The organism is Pseudomonas sp. C2.3V (assembly GCF_058536325.1).
Genome location: NZ_JBZUBN010000001.1, coordinates 2,102,749 through 2,125,743 on the forward strand (window position 1 = coordinate 2,102,749; position 22,995 = coordinate 2,125,743).

Annotated in this window: 18 protein-coding genes; 5 read left to right on the plus strand and 13 right to left on the minus strand. The window is 55.3% G+C overall.

Features of this window, described 5'->3' with window-relative positions:
- Nucleotides 1–403: 403 nt before the first annotated feature.
- On the minus strand, nt 404–2,626 hold the full coding sequence (locus AC4LF3_RS09860) for an ATP-binding protein (RefSeq protein ID WP_491835195.1): 2,223 nt from the start codon (nt 2,624–2,626) through the stop codon (nt 404–406).
- A 175-nt stretch (nt 2,627–2,801) separates the two neighbouring features.
- Between AC4LF3_RS09860 and AC4LF3_RS09865 the strand changes: the two genes are divergently transcribed.
- Nucleotides 2,802–3,863 carry an ArsO family NAD(P)H-dependent flavin-containing monooxygenase gene (locus AC4LF3_RS09865; protein ID WP_010798300.1) on the plus strand — a complete coding sequence of 354 codons (1,062 nt, stop codon included), beginning with the start codon at nt 2,802–2,804 and terminating at the stop codon, nt 3,861–3,863.
- Here the strand turns inward: AC4LF3_RS09865 and arsH are convergent.
- From arsH to AC4LF3_RS09885, 4 genes are read right to left on the minus strand one after another with little or no spacing between them, the layout of a single operon-like run.
- Complete coding sequence (gene arsH / locus AC4LF3_RS09870) at nt 3,848–4,558, minus strand: arsenical resistance protein ArsH (protein ID WP_256680790.1); 711 nt, start codon at nt 4,556–4,558, stop codon at nt 3,848–3,850. The genes AC4LF3_RS09865 and arsH overlap by 16 nt on opposite strands.
- Nucleotides 4,559–4,572: 14 nt before the next feature.
- On the minus strand, nt 4,573–5,040 hold the full coding sequence (locus tag AC4LF3_RS09875; RefSeq protein WP_312270822.1) for an arsenate reductase ArsC: 468 nt from the start codon (nt 5,038–5,040) through the stop codon (nt 4,573–4,575).
- A gap of 15 nt (nt 5,041–5,055) precedes the next feature.
- Nucleotides 5,056–6,339 (minus strand): arsenic transporter, encoded by a 1,284-nt coding sequence (locus tag AC4LF3_RS09880; RefSeq protein ID WP_491835196.1) that lies wholly within the window; start codon nt 6,337–6,339, stop codon nt 5,056–5,058.
- A gap of 30 nt (nt 6,340–6,369) precedes the next feature.
- On the minus strand, nt 6,370–6,726 hold the full coding sequence (locus tag AC4LF3_RS09885) for a metalloregulator ArsR/SmtB family transcription factor (RefSeq protein WP_286787997.1): 357 nt from the start codon (nt 6,724–6,726) through the stop codon (nt 6,370–6,372).
- 151 nt (nt 6,727–6,877) lie between these two features.
- Between AC4LF3_RS09885 and AC4LF3_RS09890 the strand changes: the two genes are divergently transcribed.
- Nucleotides 6,878–7,492 (plus strand): cyclodeaminase/cyclohydrolase family protein, encoded by a 615-nt coding sequence (locus tag AC4LF3_RS09890; protein ID WP_286787998.1) that lies wholly within the window; start codon nt 6,878–6,880, stop codon nt 7,490–7,492.
- Between the two features lie 83 nt (nt 7,493–7,575).
- Here the strand turns inward: AC4LF3_RS09890 and AC4LF3_RS09895 are convergent, their stop codons facing one another.
- Nucleotides 7,576–7,890 carry a hypothetical protein gene (locus tag AC4LF3_RS09895; protein ID WP_286787999.1) on the minus strand — a complete coding sequence of 105 codons (315 nt, stop codon included), beginning with the start codon at nt 7,888–7,890 and terminating at the stop codon, nt 7,576–7,578.
- 644 nt (nt 7,891–8,534) lie between these two features.
- On the opposite strand from AC4LF3_RS09895, the gene AC4LF3_RS09900 reads away from it, so the two are divergent.
- Complete coding sequence (locus tag AC4LF3_RS09900) at nt 8,535–9,005, plus strand: Hsp20 family protein (protein WP_010798307.1); 471 nt, start codon at nt 8,535–8,537, stop codon at nt 9,003–9,005.
- A 471-nt stretch (nt 9,006–9,476) separates the two neighbouring features.
- Here the strand turns inward: AC4LF3_RS09900 and AC4LF3_RS09905 are convergent, their stop codons facing one another.
- From AC4LF3_RS09905 to AC4LF3_RS09930, 6 genes are read right to left on the minus strand one after another with little or no spacing between them, the layout of a single operon-like run.
- Entirely contained in the window at nt 9,477–10,367 is an 891-nt protein-coding gene (locus tag AC4LF3_RS09905; RefSeq protein WP_491835197.1) for a hydroxymethylglutaryl-CoA lyase, read from the minus strand.
- A complete protein-coding gene (locus AC4LF3_RS09910; RefSeq protein ID WP_491835198.1) occupies nt 10,357–12,267 on the minus strand; it encodes an acetyl/propionyl/methylcrotonyl-CoA carboxylase subunit alpha in 1,911 nt (636 codons plus the stop codon). The genes AC4LF3_RS09905 and AC4LF3_RS09910 overlap by 11 nt, the downstream gene beginning before the upstream one ends.
- Nucleotides 12,264–13,064, minus strand: a complete 801-nt coding sequence (locus AC4LF3_RS09915; RefSeq protein ID WP_312508117.1) for an enoyl-CoA hydratase-related protein — start codon at nt 13,062–13,064, stop codon at nt 12,264–12,266. The genes AC4LF3_RS09910 and AC4LF3_RS09915 overlap by 4 nt, the downstream gene beginning before the upstream one ends.
- Nucleotides 13,065–13,075: 11 nt before the next feature.
- Entirely contained in the window at nt 13,076–14,683 is a 1,608-nt protein-coding gene (locus tag AC4LF3_RS09920; RefSeq protein WP_491835199.1) for a carboxyl transferase domain-containing protein, read from the minus strand.
- Nucleotides 14,684–14,736: 53 nt separating this feature from the next.
- Nucleotides 14,737–15,900, minus strand: coding sequence for an isovaleryl-CoA dehydrogenase (locus tag AC4LF3_RS09925; RefSeq protein ID WP_074826468.1), 1,164 nt, complete (start codon nt 15,898–15,900; stop codon nt 14,737–14,739).
- Nucleotides 15,901–15,945: 45 nt separating this feature from the next.
- A complete protein-coding gene (locus tag AC4LF3_RS09930) occupies nt 15,946–16,332 on the minus strand; it encodes a MerR family transcriptional regulator (RefSeq protein WP_010798313.1) in 387 nt (128 codons plus the stop codon).
- A gap of 243 nt (nt 16,333–16,575) precedes the next feature.
- Here AC4LF3_RS09930 and AC4LF3_RS09935 point away from each other — a divergent pair, with 243 nt between their 5' ends.
- Entirely contained in the window at nt 16,576–18,258 is a 1,683-nt protein-coding gene (locus AC4LF3_RS09935) for an AMP-binding protein (protein ID WP_491835200.1), read from the plus strand.
- A 96-nt stretch (nt 18,259–18,354) separates the two neighbouring features.
- On the opposite strand, the gene AC4LF3_RS09940 is transcribed toward AC4LF3_RS09935, so the two are convergent.
- A complete protein-coding gene (locus AC4LF3_RS09940) occupies nt 18,355–21,930 on the minus strand; it encodes an indolepyruvate ferredoxin oxidoreductase family protein (protein ID WP_491835201.1) in 3,576 nt (1,191 codons plus the stop codon).
- 130 nt (nt 21,931–22,060) lie between these two features.
- On the opposite strand from AC4LF3_RS09940, the gene AC4LF3_RS09945 reads away from it, so the two are divergent.
- Nucleotides 22,061–22,972 carry a LysR substrate-binding domain-containing protein gene (locus AC4LF3_RS09945; protein ID WP_019364172.1) on the plus strand — a complete coding sequence of 304 codons (912 nt, stop codon included), beginning with the start codon at nt 22,061–22,063 and terminating at the stop codon, nt 22,970–22,972.
- Nucleotides 22,973–22,995: the final 23 nt, after the last annotated feature.

Sequence of the window (22,995 nt, forward strand, 5' to 3'; positions counted from 1 at the left end):
CGTGTCTATGCGAAGGCCAAACTAGGTAAAAATGTCGCAGGTACTCCGCCTTTTATCGGTTGAAGCACTCTTTTGATGAGTACACCTGTGATAGGTAAGGTTAATCGAGGCGGTTTTAGAGCTAGAAAGCAGGCAGTCTACGTTCAGGATCATGCGTCACCTTTTATTGTTGTATGTGACGGAGCGGACGTACCGGAGAAGCGGTAATGGAATGTCCTTTCCAGTAGACCTATATGAGCCGAAGCCAACTTAGGTAACAACCCCGGCCTGAAGAGCCAGGGCTGTTCCCGTGAGAGAAAGTGTCACGTTTTTCTGACAGCCGCGCCAAAACCCGCGATTTACGATGCCTGCTGTAAAAGTTTTTTGACGAGCGGATCACTGTGTGGGTTAACGCCTCAGTCAATCAAGCGGCCAGGGGCAGCGTGAAATGAAAGGTGCTGCCTTGTCCGGGATCGCTCACGGCCCAGATTCTACCTCCATGCGCTTCCACAATTCCCTTGCTAATGAATAGGCCCAGCCCGGTTCCCGTTGGGTTGCCTGCCTTGACGTGCCAGTAACGATCAAAGATATGCTTCAATTCGTCATCGGAAATGCCTATGCCGCTGTCTCTGATGGAGAAGCAGGCGTGGCTACCCTCACGCGTCACGGATATTTCGATACTGCCACCAGCAGGTGTGAACTTGATACCGTTACTGATCAGATTCGATAGCACCTGAAAGAGCCGCTCGGCATCGGCATTGAGGATCACGTCGTCTTCTGCATGAATCTTGAGCTGAATGGATTTGGTTTCGGCGAGCGACTGCAATAACTGCACCGCCTGGTGGACCAGACTGGAAGCATCATGGGGCTGAGGTGAAATCTGAAAGCGGCCCGATTCAATCTTGGACAGGTCCAACAGGTCGCCAATCATGCTATTCATGCGTGTAGCGACCGTTTGAATGATATTGATCGCCGACAGCAAGCGCTTGGATGATTCACGTTGATCGCCCACGATCATCCGCTGCATAAGGCCTGCCTGCATGGTCACAATCGTCATGGGATTACGCAGGTCATGGGAGACTACTGCCACAATCTCGTCACGGGCACGTACGGCCTCGCGTTCGCGGGCGACCTGAAGGGCCAGATCAATTTCTATCGCTGAGCGGCGCAAGTCCTTGACGGCATAAATATCTCCAGGAAGCCAGCGCTTGGAGCGTCCACGTACCTGTTCTCGCCAAACGGCAAAGCTGCGCCGCGGATGAGGACGCAGCTGACCGGTCTCTGGGTCCGCTTCTAAGGGTTTATTCGGATTACCGCTCCATTTGAGGGTTTTGACCAGCTCTGGTCTGAACCACAGCACCATATTGGTGACTGGCTTGGGCAGGGTAATAGCCATAAGGCCGCTACCTAGGTGCGCATAGGCAGAGGCATCAGCCAGCTCATTGGGTAGACAGCGCGTATGGAAAATCCCGCTCTCGCCAAGTTGCGATTCAGCCCATTGGGCGAGCGCCTTGATTTCAGTATCACCCGGACAATCCCCCACAACCAATACGCGTTGATCGACTAAAATGGTAGCGCCACTGGCATCCGCAAGCGCCAGAAGATCGTCCCCTTTGTACATCAGCCCGATCAACGCCTCATCTTCAGCCGAATGCATGGCTTCCACCAGGCGAGAAAGGTATTCCTGCTTGGCTTCACGCTGCTGTTGGGCATCCCGCTCCTGGAGCGCATTGATCTGGAGCGACGTTAACTCGCCAATTGCCTGGCAAGCGGCACGAATTCGGTAGGGAAGGTAATGGGGCTCCCTATGACCGCAGCTGATCAGGCCCCATAAGGAATCGCCCTGCATAAGCGATACACTCATTGACGCCCGCAAGCCTTGATAGCCAATGTATTCCCGATGCAGCGGCGAAACACTGCGCAGGATTGCACAACTAAGGTCTACCGGCTGGCCTGTCTCGCTTCTGAATGGCGGGAGCAGGGGGGCCGGCTCATAGCGAGCATCGGGAATCAGGCGAATCCAGTTATGCTCATAGAGCTTACGGGCCTGGGCCGGTATATCAGAGGCAGGAAACCGAAGCTCGAGATAGGGATCTACCTCAGGATCTCGTGCCTCTGCCACCACTTGGCCGTCACCTTCGTTATCGAATCGGTAGACCACAACGCGGTCGAAGCCTGTCAGGGCTCTGACCTCCTCGACTACCACTTGCTGCAAATCCGCCAACGTGCGTACTTTTTGCAGGCGACGCAACGCGCGTGAATTCAGAACGCCGTCAGAAGGCGAAGTGGGTTGAGCACGCTCCAGTTCGAGAAAGATCAAGCCATCATGTTGATGCAGCAGACCCTCGTATTCGTGGCCCCCGACCGTCAATAACAGCGGATTGACCTCGTCGAAATGGGGCTGCCGGAGCGCTTGCTCGACCTGCGACAGCGCTTGAGCATTCAGGATCTTTGCAAGAGGCTGTCCAAGTACCGCATCCGCTTTGCAGTCCAAAAGCGTAGGGAGGTTGGCGCTGATGTGCTGAACGCGAGTATCGGCTTCTCTAAAAGCAATCAGATACCCATGAGGCTGAATAGCGCCTGGAATATGAATAGGCTCGCTCTCACAGCGTATGGGGTCGGCTTCGCGTTGATCGTGGCCAGTCATGCCGAATGTAAACTCCTTCTAATCCAGAGCTGTGCAGTCAATAACTGCCACTTCGTCTGTTATAGATGTGACTGCATTTGGCCTTGATCGTTTGATCAAGGTGTCGAAGCGGTAGGCACCCCTAGGATGCATGAACGGTCAGAAACTACTGAGAGTGGCAGGGTGGAACAGGGTTATGCAGCAGATTGACGTGGTTGTGGTAGGAGGAGGGCAGTCCGCGCTGGCAGTTGCCTATTTCCTGCGCCGTACGTCACGTTCATTCGTGTTGCTGGATGCAGAGCAGCATCCAGGTGGTGCCTGGCAACACGGGTGGGATTCGTTGTATCTTTTCTCACCGGCCAGCTCCAGCTCCATTCCTGGTTGGCCCATGCCTCCTACCCACGAAGAAACGCCTTCGCGTGACCATGTCCTGGATTATCTGACCCGGTATGAGCAGCGTTACGGGTTTCCCATCAGGCGTCCTGTCTGGGTAGAGAGCATTGAGTCACGCCCGGACGGCTTGCTGGTCAAGGCTGGCGCAGAGGCATGGCTAGCCCAGGCGGTAGTCAGCGCAACCGGAACCTGGCGACATCCCTACACACCTCGTTATCCGTGCCAAACACTGTTCAGCGGACAACAGATTCATTCGGCACAGTATGTCAATGCCGAGCCTTTTATGGACAAAAGCGTATTGATTGTCGGAGGGGGCAATTCAGGGGCTCAGATCCTGGCTGAAGTATCCAGGGTGGCAGAGGCTCATTGGATTACCCTGGCGGATCCACAATTTCTACCGGACGATGTGGATGGATATGTCCTGTTCGAGCGAGCAACCGAGCGCTGGAGGGCGCAGCAGGAAGGCCGCGTCTGGGATGAGCCCGCGGGTGGGCTGGGCGATATTGTCATGGTTCCCAGCGTGAAGGAGGCAAGGACACGAAGCGTATTACGGGCCGTGCGGCCATTCGAGCGCTTTACTGAGAGCGGCGTAGTCTGGTCCGACGGACATGAAATTGCAGTAGACGCGGTAATCTGGTGCACGGGCTTCAGGCCTGCGTTGACGCATCTGGAAGCGCTGGGGCTAGTCGAGCCGGATGGACGCGTTCAGGTTAACCGCACTCGTTCGGTCAAGGAGCCCCGTGTGTGGCTCGTGGGCTACGGTGAGTGGACCGGTATGGCATCAGCAACGCTGGTAGGCGTCACCCGAACGGCACGGAGCACCGTTCAGGAGATTGAAGTCTATCTCGATCAGAGGGAGCGTTGATTGACGCGCCGGGACAGTGCCTCGGCAGATTCCTTGCGTTCCGAGTAACGATCTACCAGATACGTCTGGCGCCCACGGAGCAGGAGCGTGAACTTCATCAGTTCTTCCATGACGTCCACCAGGCGATCGTAATAGGGCGAAGGTTTCATTCGTCCTGCCTCATCGAATTCCAGAAACGCCTTGGGCACCGAGGACTGATTTGGAATCGTGAACATCCGCATCCAACGACCTAAAACACGCAGTTGATTCACGACATTGAAGGACTGCGAGCCTCCGCAGACCTGCAGAACAGCGAGGGTCTTGCCTTGGGTAGGGCGAACCGCACCCATGGCCAGCGGAACCCAGTCGATTTGTGCTTTGAAAACGGCGCTCATGGAGCCGTGTCGCTCAGGTGAGCACCATACCTGACCTTCTGACCATTGCATCAATTCCCGCAGCTCAACGACTTTCTCATGGGTATCGGGGGCATCGTCAGGCAAGGGGAGACCTGAAGGGTCAAAAATTTGGACGTCGGCGCCAAAATGTTCGAGCAGAAGAGCGGCTTCCTGTGTCAGGAGTCGACTGAAGGAGCGCTCTCGGTTCGATCCATAAAGCAACAGAATCCTGGGCTTATGGGGCAGGGGCTGCTGACTATCCAGGCGCTCGACAGCGGGAATGTCGATCAGGGACATATCGAGATTCGGCAGGTTATCCAAGTAAAGCCTCCCGGTCAGTTGCCAAGCGCATTAACTGCGGAGCGGAGTTCGTCCCGATTCAAGCGATCAAACGGTAGGGCAAGGAATGCCTGCACGCGCTGCTCGATGATCCTTAGCGTTTTCTCGAAGGCTTGCTGAATATCCGCTTCGCTGGCCTCCAGTGCAGAGGGATCCTCCAGCCCCCAATGAGCCTTGAGTGCATGACCAAAATAGACCGGGCAGGCCTCGCCAGCTGCACGGTCGCAGACGGTAATAACCACATCAGGCGGAGCGTCAGCAAACACGTCGGAAGACTTGCTATAAAGTCCCTCCGTTGTAATACCAGCCCTTTTTAGAGCATTTAAAGTCAATGGACTGACCTCCCCGCTAGGATGGCTACCAGCGCTAACCGCCTCGAATCCATCAGGAGCTAGATGATTGAACACTGCCTCCGATAGAATGCTTCTGCAACGGTTATGGGTACACATGAACAGTACTTTCATAAAGCCTCCTGGCGCTTACAGACTTAAACGCAGAGCGAGCGCAGCAAGCGTCGCGAGCAAAACAGGCAGGGTAAGCACGATACCTACCTTAAAGTAGTAACCCCAGGTAATCGTAATGTCCTTGCGTGCTAGAACATGTAGCCAGAGCAGCGTGGCCAGACTCCCGATAGGGGTGATCTTCGGGCCCAGGTCGCTGCCAATAACGTTGGCGTAAATCATGGCCTGCTGGACCACACCGCTGGTTTCACTGTCATGAATGGAAAGCGCTCCAATGAGAACCGTAGGCAGGTTGTTCATGATGGACGACAAAAAAGCGGTTAGCAGGCCGGTTCCGATTGCAGCGCCCCATACACCGTAATGAGCGCAATATTTCAACGCCTGCGTCACGTAGTCTGTCAGACCCGCATTGCGCAGCCCGTATACCACCAGATACATCCCAAGGGAAAAGACGACAATTTGCCAGGGAGCGTCCTTGAGCACCTTCTGGGTGCTGATCACATAACCTCGCGCCGCAATTACGAATAGCAGCAGGGCACAGGCCGCAGAAATAACGCTGATAGGTACACCCATCGGCTCAATGATGAAGAAACCAATGAGCAGAAGGCCCAGTACCCACCAGCCAGCAATGAACGTTGCACGGTCGCGTATGGCTTCACGGGGGTCCTTGATCTGGGCCAAGTCGTAGTGCTGAGGGATTTCACGGCGGAAAAACCAGAGCAGCATGATCAGCGTGGCCAGGATGCTCACGATATTCACGGGTGCCATGATGGCGGCATATTCGCCAAAGCTGATGCCGAAATAATCCGCCGAAACGATGTTTACCAAGTTGGATACCACGAGCGGCAGGCTGGCTGTATCGGCAATAAAACCGGCCGCCATGACAAATGCCAGCGTGGCGGCTGGAGAAAAGCGCAAGGCCATTAGCATGGCGATGACAATAGGAGTGAGGATCAGCGCCGCACCGTCATTGGCGAACAGGGCAGAAACCGCAGCCCCCAGCAGAATAATGAACGCGAACAGTCTGCGTCCATTGCCGCCACCCCAGCGGGCGACATGCAATGCGGCCCATTCGAAAAAGCCTGCCTCATCCAGTAGCAGGCTGATGACGATAATGGCGATAAAGGTGGCAGTAGCATTCCATACGATATGCCATACGACCGGGATGTCTCCCAGGCTTACGACACCTGTCAGAAGTGCTAGAACGGCTCCTAGGGATGCGCTCCAGCCCACGCCTAACCCTTTGGGCTGCCAGATGACCAGAACGATCGTTATCAGAAAGATCAGAGATGCAATCAGCATGCATGAAACTCGATGGAAGGTTGACGTTGATTAACAGCAAAGCGCCTTACGCTCGGGACGGTTACCCATTTTGTGCAGGCGTTCCATGTCCACCGCGAGCCACGCTGGATTGGCTTCCAGCGTGCTCCGAAGGACAGCCTGAATCCACCCGGGCAAGGTTGGGTGAATCCGGTAATACACCCATTGGCCCTGGCGACGATCCGCTAGCAGTCCACATTGGCGCAGGTGTGCCAGATGGCGAGAAATCTTTGGTTGGATTTCATCCAGAGCGCTGGCGAGTTCACATACACATAGCTCTTCCTCTTGAAGGATCAGCAATGTCATGCGTGCACGGGTCTCGTCGGCGAGGCATTTAAACAGGAGTGAAGGCGTCAGGGATTGGGACATATATGGCTTCCTTCAATAAGGGAGGCACTATAATTAATATATGAAAATTCGTATATATGCATATCCATATAATCTGTCAGCACTTACGTTGGAAACGTATTTGCTTGCTGGCCGCTCTGATAAGAGCAGACAAAGAGTGCAGGTGTGAATCATGAGCAGTATCTGGAGCATGACGCTGGCAGCCTTTCGTGATGCAACGGCTGCCAACAGCTCGACACCCAGCTGTGGGGCTGCAGCGGCCGTCTCGGCCACGATGGGAAGTGCGTTGATACTCATGGCGCTGCGGATCAGCGAATCCAAATCGGCTGCTCCTGGTCGGAGCGAGCTGATCAAGCGCGTCGAGCAGCAGATGGCGAAGCTTGGTACCTACGCCGACGCAGATGTAAAAGCGTTTGAGCGCTATATGGATGCGGCTCGACTACCGGAGCATTCCTCAATCCAGGCAGAAGAACGTGAGCAGGAGGTACAAGATGCGGTGGTCGAGGCCACGCAGGTCCCGTTGGAAACAGCAGAAACCTGTCTCGAACTGCTTCGCCTGGCGGAAGAAGGCGTTTCGTTTACGTCCGAGAATGTGCTGAGCGACATACTGTCTGGGAGTCTGTTATTGCAGGGTGGGTTATCGGCGGTACTGCTCAATGTAGATGCAGATGCAAAGATGCTGGAGGAGGGCAAGATGCGGGAGCAGGCAGTTACAAAACGGCAATGGCTTGAGCAGCAGGCAGACCTGTATCTACAGTCCATTAGGAAGGCAGTCTGTACCCGCTAGACACTTTTCTACGGATGTGACTAGCCATTTGGCCTGAATAAGCCAAATGGTTCTATCGTACCTGTACGGTGTTGCGGTACGGGTTAAGTTGCTTTTTCGATAGCCAAGGCCAGTAGATCCTTGGGCTCCAGGTCACGTCCCAGTACATCAATCACGCCCGGCGTAAAGCTGGCCGTGATTTTTTTGGGATTGGACTTCCAGCCCTGAAGAATCATCAATGTCGCCTTCTGGCCATTCTTATGGATGACACGTAAGGAGGCACGTGATAATTGAGTCAAAAGTGCCTCAATTTCGCTGATTTCTTCAGAATCGTGCGGGATAATGATTAGTTCGTTGCGTTTGCGATCATCAAAAAAGATTTCTTCGGTGCGGCGCAGGGCGTTGTTGTATTTGGCCATGAAAGGTATCTCGAAATCGGTAGGGAGACGGGAGCAAAGGCTCTGAACCAGTCTCAATATTGCTGGAGCTCCATCAGCTACGACCGGCCATGAGAACGGTGAACTGTTCAGCCTGAGCCTCGCCTGAGAAAAATTTCAGGCGATCTGAAACGAGATTTTCCAGCCGCTATAGCGTTTGCATACTACGCACAGGCAGTTTGCAAACGTTTTCCAATTTAATGGGGCAACCGTTACGAGCACTTACTCGACAACAACGGCGAGATTTGGCGGGGATCAAAATTTCATAGCTGAATCAACTTCTTACCTTCAGCATGAATACCGCGTTGCTCAAACCCGTCCATCTCACGTGTTTGAAAGGGTAGCGTTCATAGCGCTAGAAAAGTGAGACGCATGTCTCGTTATTGCATTTTGCTGTCTTCTGATCGTCATAAAGACGACGCCAGTACGAAAGAAGTTGCACCGATACGCAGCGAAGCCGTGTTCATCTACCGACTCCTGCACACATCGACTGATACCAAGTAAAAATTTACCGTTCGTCGGACGTACTACTTGAAAAAAACGAGAGGGTTCCTATATGGAATCCTGCAGGGCGCCGAAGTCGGGCCCTGCGTTGAAACTTGCTGATGACTCAGGAGATTCTCTATATGAACACTGCATTCTCTCTTGCTCCCTTGTTCCGCCATTCCGTTGGATTCGACCGCTTCAATGATCTGTTCGAATCCGCATTGCGCAACGAGTCGGGTAGCTCCTATCCACCCTATAACGTGGAAAAGCATGGCGACGATCGCTATCGCATCGTGATCGCGGCTGCCGGCCTTGCCGAAGACGACCTTGAGCTCGAAGTGGAGCGGGGCGTGTTGACCGTGAAGAGCGGCCGCCGTGAGAAGAGCGCCGACAGCGTGACCTACCTGCACCAGGGCATCGCCCAGCGTGCGTTCAAGCTGTCCTTCCGCCTGGCTGACCACATTGAGGTGAAGGGCGCGAGCTTGAAGAATGGCCTGCTCAACATCGATCTGCTGCGTGAAGTACCGGAAGAGGCCAAGCCCAAGCGCATCGCTATCAACGGCCAGTTGAGTGCCGATGAAAAGCCTGCGCTGGAAGGCCAGATTGCCTAAGTACAGCAGGCATCAGACCCTAGAAAAGGGACGCCATGTGCGTCCCTTTTTGTAGTGCCTAAGTAATACCAGCCCCTTTATAGGCTTTTCAAACACCTCCATAAAAGCAACAAGTCATCAGGAAAAACCGCTACGTTAAGAGACTGGCTTCATACAAACGTAGCTTTCATGCCAGGAGAAGAGGGGCATTACCAGCCGTAGAAATGAATCGCTGTCTAACCAAATATTTTTCCAGTGCTCCAGCTTCATCTTTTCCTTCCAGATCAGCGGAGCGGGGCATTCGCGTCGGCATCGTAATCAGCGTTTCGAGCAGTAATCGAACGGTAGGAAATACGCCCAATGTATCCAGACCTCTAGCATTGCTCCATGATGTTGATGCTTACCTCATGAAGCATGATCGGTAAAAGCGGGTACGTTGCATATGAACCGTTACGAGTACTTATAAAGTCTCGTAACGGTAGGGGAGGAGCGCTATTTAAAAGCCTTGGCGACTCGAGAGCCTGTATCGCGGCCTAGGACCTCACAGATTCGCTGACCTGCGGCAATCAGCCGAGAAAGATCTACTCCAGTCTGGATACCAAGGCCGTTGAGCATGTAGAGCACGTCCTCTGTGGCCACATTACCGCTTGCACCCGTTGCATAGGGACAGCCTCCCAGGCCGGCAACAGAGCTATCGACCACAGAGACACCCTCCAGCAGGGCAGCGTAGATATTGGCCAGTGCCTGGCCATAAGTGTCGTGGAAATGCACAGCCAGTCGATCGCGTGGAATCTCTTGGGAGAGCCTATCTATGAGCGTTCGTACAGCACCCGGTGTACCTATACCTATCGTGTCACCCAATGAAATTTCGCGGCATCCCATATCAATCAGTTCACGTGCAACTGATAAGACTTGATCAGGCGTAATATCGCCTTCATAAGGGCACCCCAGTACGCAGGAAACATACCCACGGACGCTAATCCCATGCTGCCGTGCAGCCTCCATTACAGGTTTAAACCGCTGCAGGCTCTCATTGATAGAGCAGTTGATATTACGTTGAGAAAAGCTCTCGGATGCTGCTGCAAAGATGGCTATTTCTTTCACACCTACATTCAAGGCAGCTTCGAAACCCATCATGTTAGGCGTCAAGGTACTATAGGTAATACCAGCCCTTTTAAAGATCTTCAAAAATAGATCAGAACTCCCTGCCATTTGCGGCACCCACTTGGGAGAAACAAAACTACCCACTTCAATGTAATCAAGGCCAGTATCAGTCAAATCATTTACCAGCCGTACCTTGTCCTCCAGGCTAATCGGCTGCGTTTCATTCTGAAGGCCATCTCGTGGGCCTACCTCAACCAGACGAACACGCTCAGGCAGCATCCTCAGCCTCCATTTCAACCAGCGTCGAACCCTCGCTGACCATGTCACCCTCATGGCAAAGGATGGCCTTGAGCATGCCTGGAGTCTGGGCCCGGATGGTATGTTCCATCTTCATGGCTTCCAGAACCACCAGCGGGGTGCCAGCTTCAACGCGTTGACCTGGTTCTACCAGTATCCGCACAATGCTGCCATTCATAGGAGCGGTAAGCCCACCTGAGTGGGCCGTTTTATTGGTTGCGGCCTGTATGGGATCGAAGCGGGTAAGGGTGTGGGTTTCGCCTTGCCAATCCAGATAGAGGTTGTCGTCGCGGCGCTGTGCCTTGACCTTTCGATCTTTTCCATCCCAGACAACACGCTGTTTTTCTTCATTGCATATCAGCGTTACTGCCTGCCGATTCGGCAAGCCTGCTCGCCATCCGGGCAACGATGCCCAGGGAGCGCTGGGGTCATCAGCCCTTGCTACCGGCGGCTCGCTGCCTAGCCAGCCTTGAACAGCTGCTTGCCAGAAATCATTGTCATGTTCTGCAGGGGCTGGCAGTAATTCATTCCGATACCGAGGGATGAAATCTGTATCCAGTTCAGCACGCGCGAAGGCGGGGTGAGCCAACACGCGCTTGAGAAAGGCCAGGTTGGTTCGCAGCCCGCCTACCTGGGTATGCTCCAGCATGGCGAGCAGACGTTGTCTGGCTTCTTCGCGGTTCTCGCCCCAAGCGATGATCTTGGCCAGCATGGGATCGTAAAAGGGCGATACTGTATCACCCTCGGTTACACCACTATCGATGCGGCGACCTGGACCACTGGCGGGTTCCTGATAGAGATGCAAGGTACCGGTAGCGGGCAGGAAATCATTGCCAGGATCTTCTGCATACACGCGTACCTCAATAGCATGCCCTTCAAGCGGGACCTGATCCTGAGTGATGGGCAGGGCTTCACCTCGGGCGATGCGAATCTGCCAAGCAACAAGATCCAGTCCGGTGATAGCCTCTGTCACAGGATGCTCTACCTGTAAGCGCGTGTTCATCTCCATAAAGAAGAATTCGCCACGGTCGTCCAACAGAAACTCGACGGTACCGGCACCGACATAGCCGATCGCCTGTGCAGCCCGTACGGCAGCTTCTCCCATGGCTTTACGCAATGCAGGAGAAAGTCCGGGGGCAGGGGCTTCTTCTATGACTTTCTGATGGCGACGCTGAATCGAACAGTCGCGTTCGTTCAGATACAAACAATGACCGTGCTGATCGGCAAAGACTTGTATTTCGACATGTCGAGGCTTGAGCACGTATTTTTCAACCAGCATGCGGGCGTCGCCAAAGGCAGATTGAGCTTCACGCTGCGCCGAGGCCAGGGCATCAGCCAGATCGGCCTCTCGCTCAACGATTTTCATGCCCTTGCCACCACCGCCAGCAGCCGCTTTCAGCAGAACGGGATAGCCGATCTGCTCGGCGGCCTGTCTGAATGTTTCTAGCGTCTGGTCCTCGCCATGATAGCCGGGAACCAGGGGCACGCCGGCGGTTTCCATCAGGGCCTTGGCGGCAGCCTTGCTACCCATCGCCTCAATTGCGGAGGCGGGAGGGCCGAGAAAGAGCAGGCCTGCTTCTTCAATCGCTTGGGCAAAGGCTGCATTTTCGGAAAGAAAGCCATACCCCGGATGGATGGCCTGGGCACCGCTGTTCTTGGCCGCTGCAATAATCTTGTCGATACACAGATAGCTTTCGCCCGGTTTACTACCACCCAGGTTAACAGCCAGGTCTGCTTCGCGAACATGGCGGGCTGTAGTGTCGATCTCGCTGTGCACGGCGACCGTTCGGATGCCCAGCGATTGGGCGGTACGCATGATACGACAGGCAATCTCGCCGCGATTGGCGATCAGGAGAGTGTCGAGAGGCTTTAACATGCTCATACGGAGGGCTCCTGCCAGCTGGGCATACGTTTTTCAAGGAAGGCGCCTAGTCCTTCCTGTGCTTCTGGGCTTACCCGCAATGATGCAATGAAGTGCTGGGTATAACCTTTCAATGCATCATCCAGATTTGCAGCCGTACCCACTTGGTGTAGCAAGCTCTTGCAGGCTTTAAGGGCTGCGGGGCTGTTGAGGAGCAGATTGTTTTTCCACTCATTGACGGCGGCTTCCAGCTGGTCAGCCGGGTAGGTTTCATCCAATAGCCCTAAGGCTTGCGCACGTCCACTGGAAAAGCGCTCGGCTGTCAGGGCATAGCGGCGCGTGGCTCGCTCGCCAATAGCCCGGACGACATAAGGGCTGATCACTGCCGGAGCCAGACCGATGCGGACTTCGGAAAGGCAGAACACAGCATCCTGCGAACCGATGGCCATGTCGCAACAGGCAATCAATCCAAGCGCTCCACCAAAGGCCGCTCCCTGCACGACCGCCAACGTAGGTTGGGGTAGGGCATGAAGTGTTTCCATTAAAAGGCTCAGTCGTTGTGCATCGTCATGGTTTTCCTTGAGGCTCAAGGTGGCCGATGCCTGCATCCAGGCAAGGTCTGCTCCTGCGGAAAAGTGCCGTCCCTGTCCACGCAGAATCAGAAACCGGATGGCCTCATTAGCACCAATTGCTTCCAATGCGTGAATGAGCTCGGCAATCACCTCGGCATTGAACGCATTGTTTTTTTCCGGGCGGTTCAGCCACAAGGTGGCAACGCCGCGGCTGTCGATATCAAGTTGCAAGGTCTGGTAAGTCATCGCGGGATTCCTTACATGCGGAACACGCCAAAGCGGGTCGGCTCAATAGGTGCGTTTAAAGAAGCGGAGATAGCCAGAGCTAGTACTTCACGCGTCTGGGCAGGGTCGATCACGCCGTCATCCCATAATCGGGCGCTGGAGTAGTAGGGGTGACCCTGACGGTCGTACTGCTCAAGGATCGGCTCTTTGATGGCTGCTTCCTCTTCCAGGCTGAGTGCTCCGCCTGTCCGCTCGGTCTGTTCCCGCTTGACCTGCACCAGTACACCGGCTGCCTGTTCACCGCCCATTACCGCGATACGGGCGTTAGGCCACATCCAGAGAAAGCGGGGATCATAGGCTCGGCCGCACATGCCGTAATTGCCCGCGCCAAAGCTGCCGCCAATGATCACGGTAAACTTGGGGACTTGTGCACAGGCGACAGCGGTCACAAGCTTGGCCCCATGCTTGGCAATGCCGCCTGCTTCATATTTTTGGCCAACCATGAAGCCCGTGATGTTTTGAAGAAACACCAGTGGAATACCTCGCTGACAGGCCAACTCGATGAAGTGCGCACCTTTTTGCGCCGCCTCGGCAAACAGGATGCCGTTATTGGCCAGAATTGCTACGGGGTAGCCGTGTAAATGCGCAAAACCGCAGACCAGCGTAGGCCCGAACAGCGCCTTGAACTCGTCGAATTCGCTACCATCAACCAGACGCGCAATCACTTCGCGAACGTCGTAGGGCTGTTTGGCATCTGCCGGGATAACGCCATAAAGCTCATCGGGTGAGTATTTAGGTGCTACAGGGGAGCGCATCTGTACTTGACCCTGTTTACGCCAGTTCAAATGGCCAATACAGCGACGCGCCAGGGCAAGGGCATGCTCATCATTCTCCGCGTAGTAATCCGCCACGCCGGACACCTTGCAATGTACATCAGCGCCACCCAGTTCCTCAGCGGTCACCACCTCACCGGTAGCGGCTTTGACCAGGGGCGGACCGGCCAGAAAGATGGTGGCCTGGTTGCGAACCATGATGGTTTCGTCCGCCATGGCGGGCACATAGGCGCCACCGGCAGTACAAGAACCCATCACTACCGCAATCTGCGGAATGCCTTGGGCGCTCATGGTTGCCTGGTTGAAGAAAATTCGTCCGAAATGCTCGCGATCAGGAAAGACCTCATCCTGTCGGGGCAGGTTGGCACCGCCAGAATCCACAAGGTAGATGCATGGCAGTCGGTTCTCTTTGGCAATGGCCTGAGCACGCAGGTGCTTTTTGACGGTAAGGGGGTAATACGTCCCTCCCTTGACCGTCGCATCGTTGGCAATGATCATGCACTCCACGCCCTCGACTCGGCCAATACCGGCTACCACGCCAGCCGCCGGTACGTCCTCGCCATAAACCTCATGAGCGGCAAGTTGGGCAACCTCCAGAAAAGGCGAGTTGAGGTCGAGCAGGTGATCAATGCGGTCTCGTACCAGCAGTTTGCCGCGTGAGGTATGACGCTCCTGCGCCTTGGGTCCGCCGCCTTGCTGGATGTGGGCAAGCAGCGCGTGCAGGTTCGCCACCTGTGCCTGCATGGCGTCTTGATTGCGGATAAAGTCAGGCGAGCGGGGGTCGAGCTGACTGGTTATAATGGTCATGGCGGATCTCGCTTCAGCGTTGTTGTTAGAATGTCCGCAGGATAAGAAGCGGGCTACATCGTTTCCTTGAACAACTCGCGCCCGATCAACATGCGCCGGATCTCGCTGGTCCCCGCACCGATTTCGTACAGCTTGGCATCACGTAGAAGGCGGCCGGTTGGGAATTCGTTGATATAGCCATTGCCGCCCAGGATCTGGATAGCATCCAACGCCATCTGGGTTGCTCGCTCAGCCGTATAGAGAATGACGCCCGCGGCATCTTTGCGCGTGGTTTCTCCTCGATCACAGGCTTGGGTAACGGCATACAGGTACGCCCGGCTGGCATTGAGCTGGGTATACATGTCTGCAACCTTGCCCTGGATCAGCTGAAACTCGCCAATGCTCTGGCCAAACTGTTTGCGGTCGTGAATGTAGGGGACAATGACATCCATACAGGCCTGCATGATGCCGACAGGTCCGCCAGAAAGCACGACACGCTCGTAATCCAGCCCGCTCATAAGTACCTTTACGCCCCCGTTCAGGGCGCCAAGGATGTTTTCTTCCGGCACCTCGACGCCATCAAAAAAGAGTTGGCAGGTATTGGAGCCTCGCATGCCCAGCTTGTCGAACTTGTTGCTGCGGCTGAAGCCTTTCCAGTCACGTTCAACGATGAATGCTGTGATGCCGTGTGGTCCTTTATCCAGGTCAGTCTTGGCATAGATCACATAGGTATTGGCATCTGGTCCATTGGTAATCCAGGTTTTAGTGCCGTTGAGGATGTAGCGGTCACCCTGTTTCTCTGCACGCAGTTTCATGGAAACTACGTCAGAACCGGCATTCGGCTCGCTCATGGCCAGGGCGCCGACATGCTCACCTGATACCAGCTTGGGCAGATATCTGGCTTTTTGCTCAGGCGTCCCATTACGGTGGATTTGATTGACGCACAGGTTTGAATGCGCACCATAGGAGAGGGCGATAGAGGCCGAGCCTCGGCTGATTTCTTCCATGGCCACCACATGAGCCAGATACCCCAGTGTCGAGCCGCCGTACTCTTCATTCACTGTGATACCCAGGAGGCCCATGTCGCCAAACTTGCGCCAAAGGTCATGGGGAAACGTGTTCTCACGGTCAACGGCTTCTGCGCGGGGTGCGATTTCCGCTCTGACAAAGCTTTGCACCTGCTCGCGCAGCATGTCGATGGTTTCGCCGAGGCCAAAGTTGAGCGAGGGGTATGTCATGGGGTCACCTGTGATTGTTTTTGTCTGGTGGAAGCAAAAAAGGGATCAAGCCGTTGCGTTAGCCATCTCCAGCGCCGCACGACAGCGTTCTTCAGCCGTGTCTAGTTCGAGCTGCATCTGTTGAATATCCAGCAGCTGCTGTGCAAGCTGCTCGCGACGTTCCGCAATCTTGGTCAGCATGCTATTGAGCTGCTTCTGGTTACCTGAACTCGGGTCATACAATTCGATTAATTCCCGGCACTCCGCCAGTGAAAACCCGATTCGCTTACCCCGCAGAATCAACTTGAGCGTGACGCGATCCTTGGCCGAGTAGATGCGCTCCTGACCACGCCGCTCGGGCGTAAGCATGCCTTGCTCCTCATAGAAGCGAATGGTGCGGGTTGTAATATCCAGCTCTCGGGCTAGATCGGAAATGCTGTAACTCGCCGTCATATGTAAACTCAACTGGATTACCTTTACGTTAACGTAAAGCTGGTCAGCGAAGCTGTCAACTCGCTTCGGTAACGTCTGGATGCAAATACCTCGCAAGCATGCCAGACACTTCTTCAGAAATTTGGCTGTGCTGGTTGGATACAACGACTTGCCATGCCCTTTACGTTAACGTAAAGATAACTAGGCTTTAGCGGTAGCCACATGAGTCAGCAGCTCCCACAACAATGACAAGAAGGGAAAGCCATGAACCAACCGAGCTATACCCAGGGCAGTCAAGACAAGCCCTTACTGGCTATGACGATTGGAGAGGCCTTTGATCTTACAGTAGCCCGTTACCCTGGGCGAGAAGCGCTAATTGTTCGTCACCAGAATGTACGGCTGACCTGGCAGGCGTTGGCTGAGGAGGTAGAGCGTTGCGCCAGTGCCTTGATGGCATTGGGTGTAGAGCAGGGGGACCGACTAGGTATCTGGGCACCAAACTGCATGGAATGGTGCGTCACGCAGTTTGCCAGCGCTAGAATCGGGGCCATTCTGGTCAATATCAACCCGGCATATCGGGTAGGTGAGCTGGAGTATGTGCTGAAGCAATCCGGCTGCCGTTGGCTGGTGTGCGCGCATACCTTCAAGACGTGCGACTACCACGCCATGTTGAACGAGCTTCTCCCTGATCTTGAAAGCCAGCCCCCAGGGCGGCTGCGCTGTGTAAACCTTCCGGATCTGCACGGCATAATCACGCTGGGCGAAACGGCACCTGCCGGTTTCCTGCGTTGGAGTGATCTTTCCAATTTCGCCAAGCAAACGAGCACGGCTGATGTGCATGAGCGCAGCGCGCTACTTCAGTTCGATGACCCTATCAATATCCAGTACACCTCGGGCACCACAGGCTTTCCCAAGGGAGCCACTCTGAGTCATTACAACATTCTCAATAACGGCTACATGGTGGGAGAAAGCCTTGGGCTGACCGAGCGGGATCGTCTGGTCATTCCCGTACCGCTGTATCACTGCTTCGGTATGGTCATGGGTAATCTAGGTTGCCTGACCCACGGTTCCACTATGATCTATCCAGCGCCATCTTTTGAGCCGTTGGCAACATTGAGCGCTATCTCGGAAGAGCAGGCCACCGTGCTCTATGGCGTTCCCACCATGTTTATCGCCGAACTTGATCATCCCGAACGTGTGCGTTTTGACTTGTCCTCCCTGCGCAGCGGCATCATGGCAGGATCGACATGCCCGATCGAAGTGATGCGCCGAGTCATAACCGAGATGCACATGAGCGAAGTGCAGATTGCCTATGGCATGACCGAGACCAGTCCGGTCTCCCTTCAGACCGGCCCTGACGATGAACTGGAGCGACGCGTTACCACCGTGGGCCGCAGTCAGCCCCATTTGGAAAGCAAGATCATCGATGAGCAGGGCCGCATCGTTCCTCGTGGGCAGATAGGCGAGTTATGTACACGCGGCTACAGCGTGATGCTGGGCTATTGGGAAAACCCAAAGGCCACATCCGACGTGCTGGACGGTGCCCGCTGGATGCATACGGGCGACCTTGCCTGCATGGACGAGCAGGGCTATGTGCAGATCGTGGGCCGCAGCAAGGACATGATCATTCGGGGTGGTGAAAACGTCTATCCACGTGAAATCGAAGAGTTCCTATTCCGTCACCCGTCAGTGGCAGATGTTCAGGTAATTGGCATTCCTGACGACAAGTACGGTGAGGAGATCGTCGCCTGGGTCAAGCTGCATGACGGGCACAGCCCACAGGAGGAGGTGCTTCGCGACTTCTGCAAGGCCTACATCGCACACTTCAAGGTGCCGAAACATGTTCGCTTCGTAGACGAGTTTCCCATGACCGTAACGGGCAAGATTCAGAAATTTCGCATGCGGGAAATCATGATCGAGGAGCTGACGCAGCGAAAGGCATCGTAGTGCATACCGCTTCCGCTGGTCATGATGTCAGCGGGAGCGGTACTCTAAGCATACGAATACGAGCGGCTCATTCCTGCAACCGCTCGATTCAACACCTTACAGCTGGGTAGTACGAATGCGCTGCAGAGTCTCCTGTACCTCAGCGGCAGCGTCTACAAACGAGGCTTGTTGCCTCAAGCGGGCCAGCAGCTCGGCACGCTTGCGTTCAGCTGTAGCCAGATAGCGCTCCTGTACCGGACCGAAACCTCGAATATCCAGTGGCAGTTTGGCAAGTTCAACCGCAACGGAATAATTGTCAGGCGTCAGACGCTGCAGGATTTCATCCAGGTTGGCTTCGTATTCCCTGAGCGTCTTCAACTCTCGCTTGCGGTCTTCAGTGCGGGCAAAGGGGTCCAGCCAGGTATTTCGGATATCTTTCAGGCGCGCCAGCATGCTGAAGCCTTTCATCATCCACGGTCCGAACTGCTGCTTCTTCGGCCCCTCACCAGCCTTGGATTTATTGAAGATAGGCGGAGCCAAATAGAAGTTGAGCGTGTAGTCGCCTTCAAACATCGAAGCAATTTTGCGCTGGAAGTCGCCATCGGTGTACAGACGCGCCACCTCGTACTCATCCTTGATAGCCAGGACCTTGTAATAGGCACGGGCAACCGCCTCGCTCAATTCACCAGGCTGTCCCATCAGGACTGTGTCAGCTGCCTTGATCTTTTCAAGACGCGCAAGGTAGCGCTCGGCATAGGCGGTGTTCTGGTACGCCGTCAGATCATCCACACGCCGCAGAATCACTTCTTCAAGGGTTTTGGATAACTGGTGAGACGCGGTAACAACGGAGCCTTCCTTGACCTTCTGCTCAACCCGCGCCTGGTCAACGGCAGTTCGACGGCCCCAGATGAAGGCTTTTTTGTTCAGCTCGACGGCAGCGCCATTCATCTCGATCGCCTGGAATAGCGAGTCCTGGCTAACCGGCAGCCAACCTTTCTGATAGGCCACTCCCATCAGGAAGGTATTGGTTGCAATCGAATCCCCCATCAGCGCAGTGGCGATACGGCTGGCATTGAGGAAAAAGGCACGATCCGCTCCTACGGCTTCGGCGATCTGAGCGGCCATGTCCGTAGACTGGAATTGAGGATCAGGATGGGTGTGAATATCGCCACTGTTTGCCTGATGGGCAAAGGTGCGAACAAAGTGGCTGGTTACGCTTTCCTGGCTGTTGACGAGCGCCTGGGTGACGCCCTGGCGAAGCTTATCAAGCGTCTCGGCATTGGCACTGACGATGAGATCGCCACCTAATAACAGGTTGGTTTCACCTTCGGCAATGTGAGGAGCAAAGAGCTGCTCCTGCCGCTCGGCGATGCGTACATGGGTCCACACCGCGCCACCTTTCTGCGCCAGCCCCGCCATGTCCAGCGTCAGCACTCCCTTGCTTTCAAGATAAGCCGCCATGCTCAGCAGGGCACCGATCGTGACGACTCCTGTACCGCCCACACCGGTTACCAGAATGCTGTAAGGCTCACTGACCGAGGCCAGTACAGGCTCAGGTAGATCCCAGCTATCGGAAGGGTCTTCCGCCAGCGCCTTGGCCTTGCGCAGCTTTCCGCCTTCCACCGTGACAAAGCTCGGGCAGAAACCTGAAAGACAACTGAAATCCTTGTTGCAAGCGGATTGGTCGATCTCGCGCTTGCGTCCGAACTCAGTCTCGACCGAAGCCACGGACATGCAATTGGACTTGCTGCTGCAATCACCGCAGTTTTCACACACGGCCTCGTTGATCACAACGCGACGAGCGGGATCAGGATAGGCACCACGCTTGCGGCGACGTCGCTTCTCGGCGGCACATGTCTGGTCGTAGATGATGACGGATGCGCCCGGGTGCTCTCGCAGCTCACGTTGCACAGCGTCCAGCTCGTCACGGTGTTTGACCGGTACATTCTCGGCAAGCCCTTTGACTGGCTTGTATTTGTCCGGGTCATCCGTGACGACCACGATGCGCTCGATACCCTCGGCGCGTAGCTGCTGGGAAATCTGCGGCACGGTCAAGGTACCGTCCACCGGTTGGCCGCCTGTCATGGCCACGGCATCGTTGTAGAGAATCTTGTAGGTAATCGGTACTTTCGCGGCGACCGATGCGCGAATGGCTAGAAGCCCTGAGTGGAAATAAGTCCCATCGCCCAGGTTCGCAAACACATGCTTTGTCTGAGTAAACGGTGCCTGTCCTACCCAGGCAACACCTTCACCACCCATCTGGCTGAATGTCTGGGTGTGCTCAGGGTAGATCCAGGTTGCCATGTAGTGACAACCGATCCCGGCCAGTGCGCGACTGCCTTCCGGGAGCTGAGTAGAAGTGTTGTGTGGACAGCCAGGGCAGTAATGGGGCATCCGCGCCATCTTGGTGACCAGTCCGCCTTTAGCCGCCAACTGAGCATCCAACACCGCCAGGCGCATCTGCAGCAGGCCATTGGATTGGCGTTGCAGGATGCGCTTGACCACTGCACGGGCAATCTGCGCCGGAGTCAGGTCACTGGTGGCCGGGAGCAGCCAGTCCGTATGGGGCAGGGACCATTCGCCCTTGTCGTCAAACTTGCCTACGATGCGTGGACGAACATCCTCGCGCCAGTTGTATAGCTCCTCCTTGAGTTGGTATTCGATCAACTGGCGTTTTTCTTCCACCACGATGATTTCTTCCAGCCCGTCGGCAAAATGCCGAACGCCTTCGGCTTCCAGGGGCCAGACCATGCCCACCTTGTACACGCGCAAGCCGATCTGCCGGGCCATGTCTTCGTCGATACCCAGAATCTTCAGGGCTTGGCAGACTTCCAGATACGATTTGCCTGACGTGATGATACCGATGCGGGCGTTGGGAGAATCATGGGTGATGCGGTCGAGCCCGTTGGCCCGCGCATAGGCGAGGGCGGCATAGAGCTTATGCTCCAGCAAGCGCTTCTCTTGCACCAGTGGCGGATCGGGCCAGCGGATGTTGAGACCATCCGCCGGTAGCTCATAGGTAGGCACCTTGGGCTGTACACGAAGCGGATCGACATCGACCACCGCGCCACTTTCCACAGTTTCCGAAATGGCTTTCATAGCTACCCAACAACCTGAATAGCGGGACATGGCCCAGCCATGCAAACCAAAATCGAGGTATTCCTGCACCCCGGAGGGAGACAACACGGGCATCATCACGGCCTTGAAGATGTGCTCGGTCTGATGAGGCAGGGTGGAAGAACGAGCGCCATGGTCGTCACCAGCGATAACCAGCACGCCGCCAAAGCGTGAAGAGCCTGCAGCGTTAGCGTGGCGAAAGACATCGCCACAGCGGTCAACGCCTGGGCCTTTGCCATACCACATGCCAAACACGCCGTCGTATTGCGCACCCTGGAAGAGGTTGACCTGCTGTGATCCCCAGACGGCCGTAGCGGCCAGGTCTTCGTTCAGGCCGGGCTGAAAGACAACGTGATGCTGTTTGAGATGGCTCTGAGCCTTCCACAACGCCTGGTCCAGGCCGCCCAGTGGCGAGCCACGGTAGCCCGAGATGAACCCAGCAGTATTCAAACCTGCTGCAAGATCACGTTGCCGTTGCATCAAGGGTAGGCGAACGAGCGCCTGGATACCGGTTAGCAGGATACGCCCGCTTTCCAACGTGTACTTTTCATCCAACGTCTTGTTGGCTGCACTCATTCGCTATTCCTCGATTTATTGTTTTTGTCATCAGGATCGGGGCGAGCGAAGCCCCATTTGCTTTTGAGTGTAGGAAGGGGTACAGGTAACGTAAAATTCTAAAAACCGCACTCAGGTATTCGAAAATCAGATGGCCAGCTCCAAAGATATTTCGATGCGTCAACTACGCTACTTTGTGGCGGCTGCCACCACGGGCCGTTTCTCCCAGGCGGCATTGGATGTCCATGTTTCCCAGTCCGCGATTACCTCGGCAGTGGCTCAACTGGAGGAAAATCTGGGGGTCAATCTGTTTGAGCGACAGCCCTACGGGGTTGCTCTGACAGCAGAGGGGCACCGGTTCCTGCAGCATGCCCGGCACATTCTCGATACGCTGAACGATGCACTCAAGGAACCCCTATTCTTGAGTCATACCCAGGAGGGAGTGGTGCGCGTAGGAGCCACCTACGCAGTGCTGGGGTATTTTCTGCCCAGCCTGCTGGCTCGCTTCAAGCGCAGCTATCCGCAGGTGGATATCGATCTGGTAGACATGGATCGGCCCAGCATCGAGCAGGCTGTTCTGGAAGGGCGCCTGGATCTTGGCCTGATCATTGTGTCCAACAGCGAGGCCATTGACCGTTTCGAGCATTATGTTCTGATCCGATCACGCCGCCAGCTCTGGCTGGCCAGTCACCACCCGCTGATGACCAAACCCGACATTACCCTCAAGGATGTGGCCGAGCATGCCTATATCCTCGGGACGGTCGAAGAGGGCGAAGCCTCGACCCAGCGCTATTGGCAGGCACGCGGTCTGGAACCAAGGGTCGCGTTTCGAACATCCTCTATGGAGTCTGTACGTGGCCTGGTTGCCCATGGATTTGGCGTGACCATCCTGTCGGACATGGTGTTTCGTACCTGGTCGCTTGAAGGCAAGAAGATCGAGGTCCGCCCGCTCAATGATGCCGTTCCGCCTATGGAGCTCGGGCTGATCTGGAAGCCGGATACCGAACTGCCGACGGCGGCAGAAGCCTTTCGACAATTTCTCATTCAAGCCTGCGGAATGTAGAAGCAGCTTTTGCTGAATGGTCA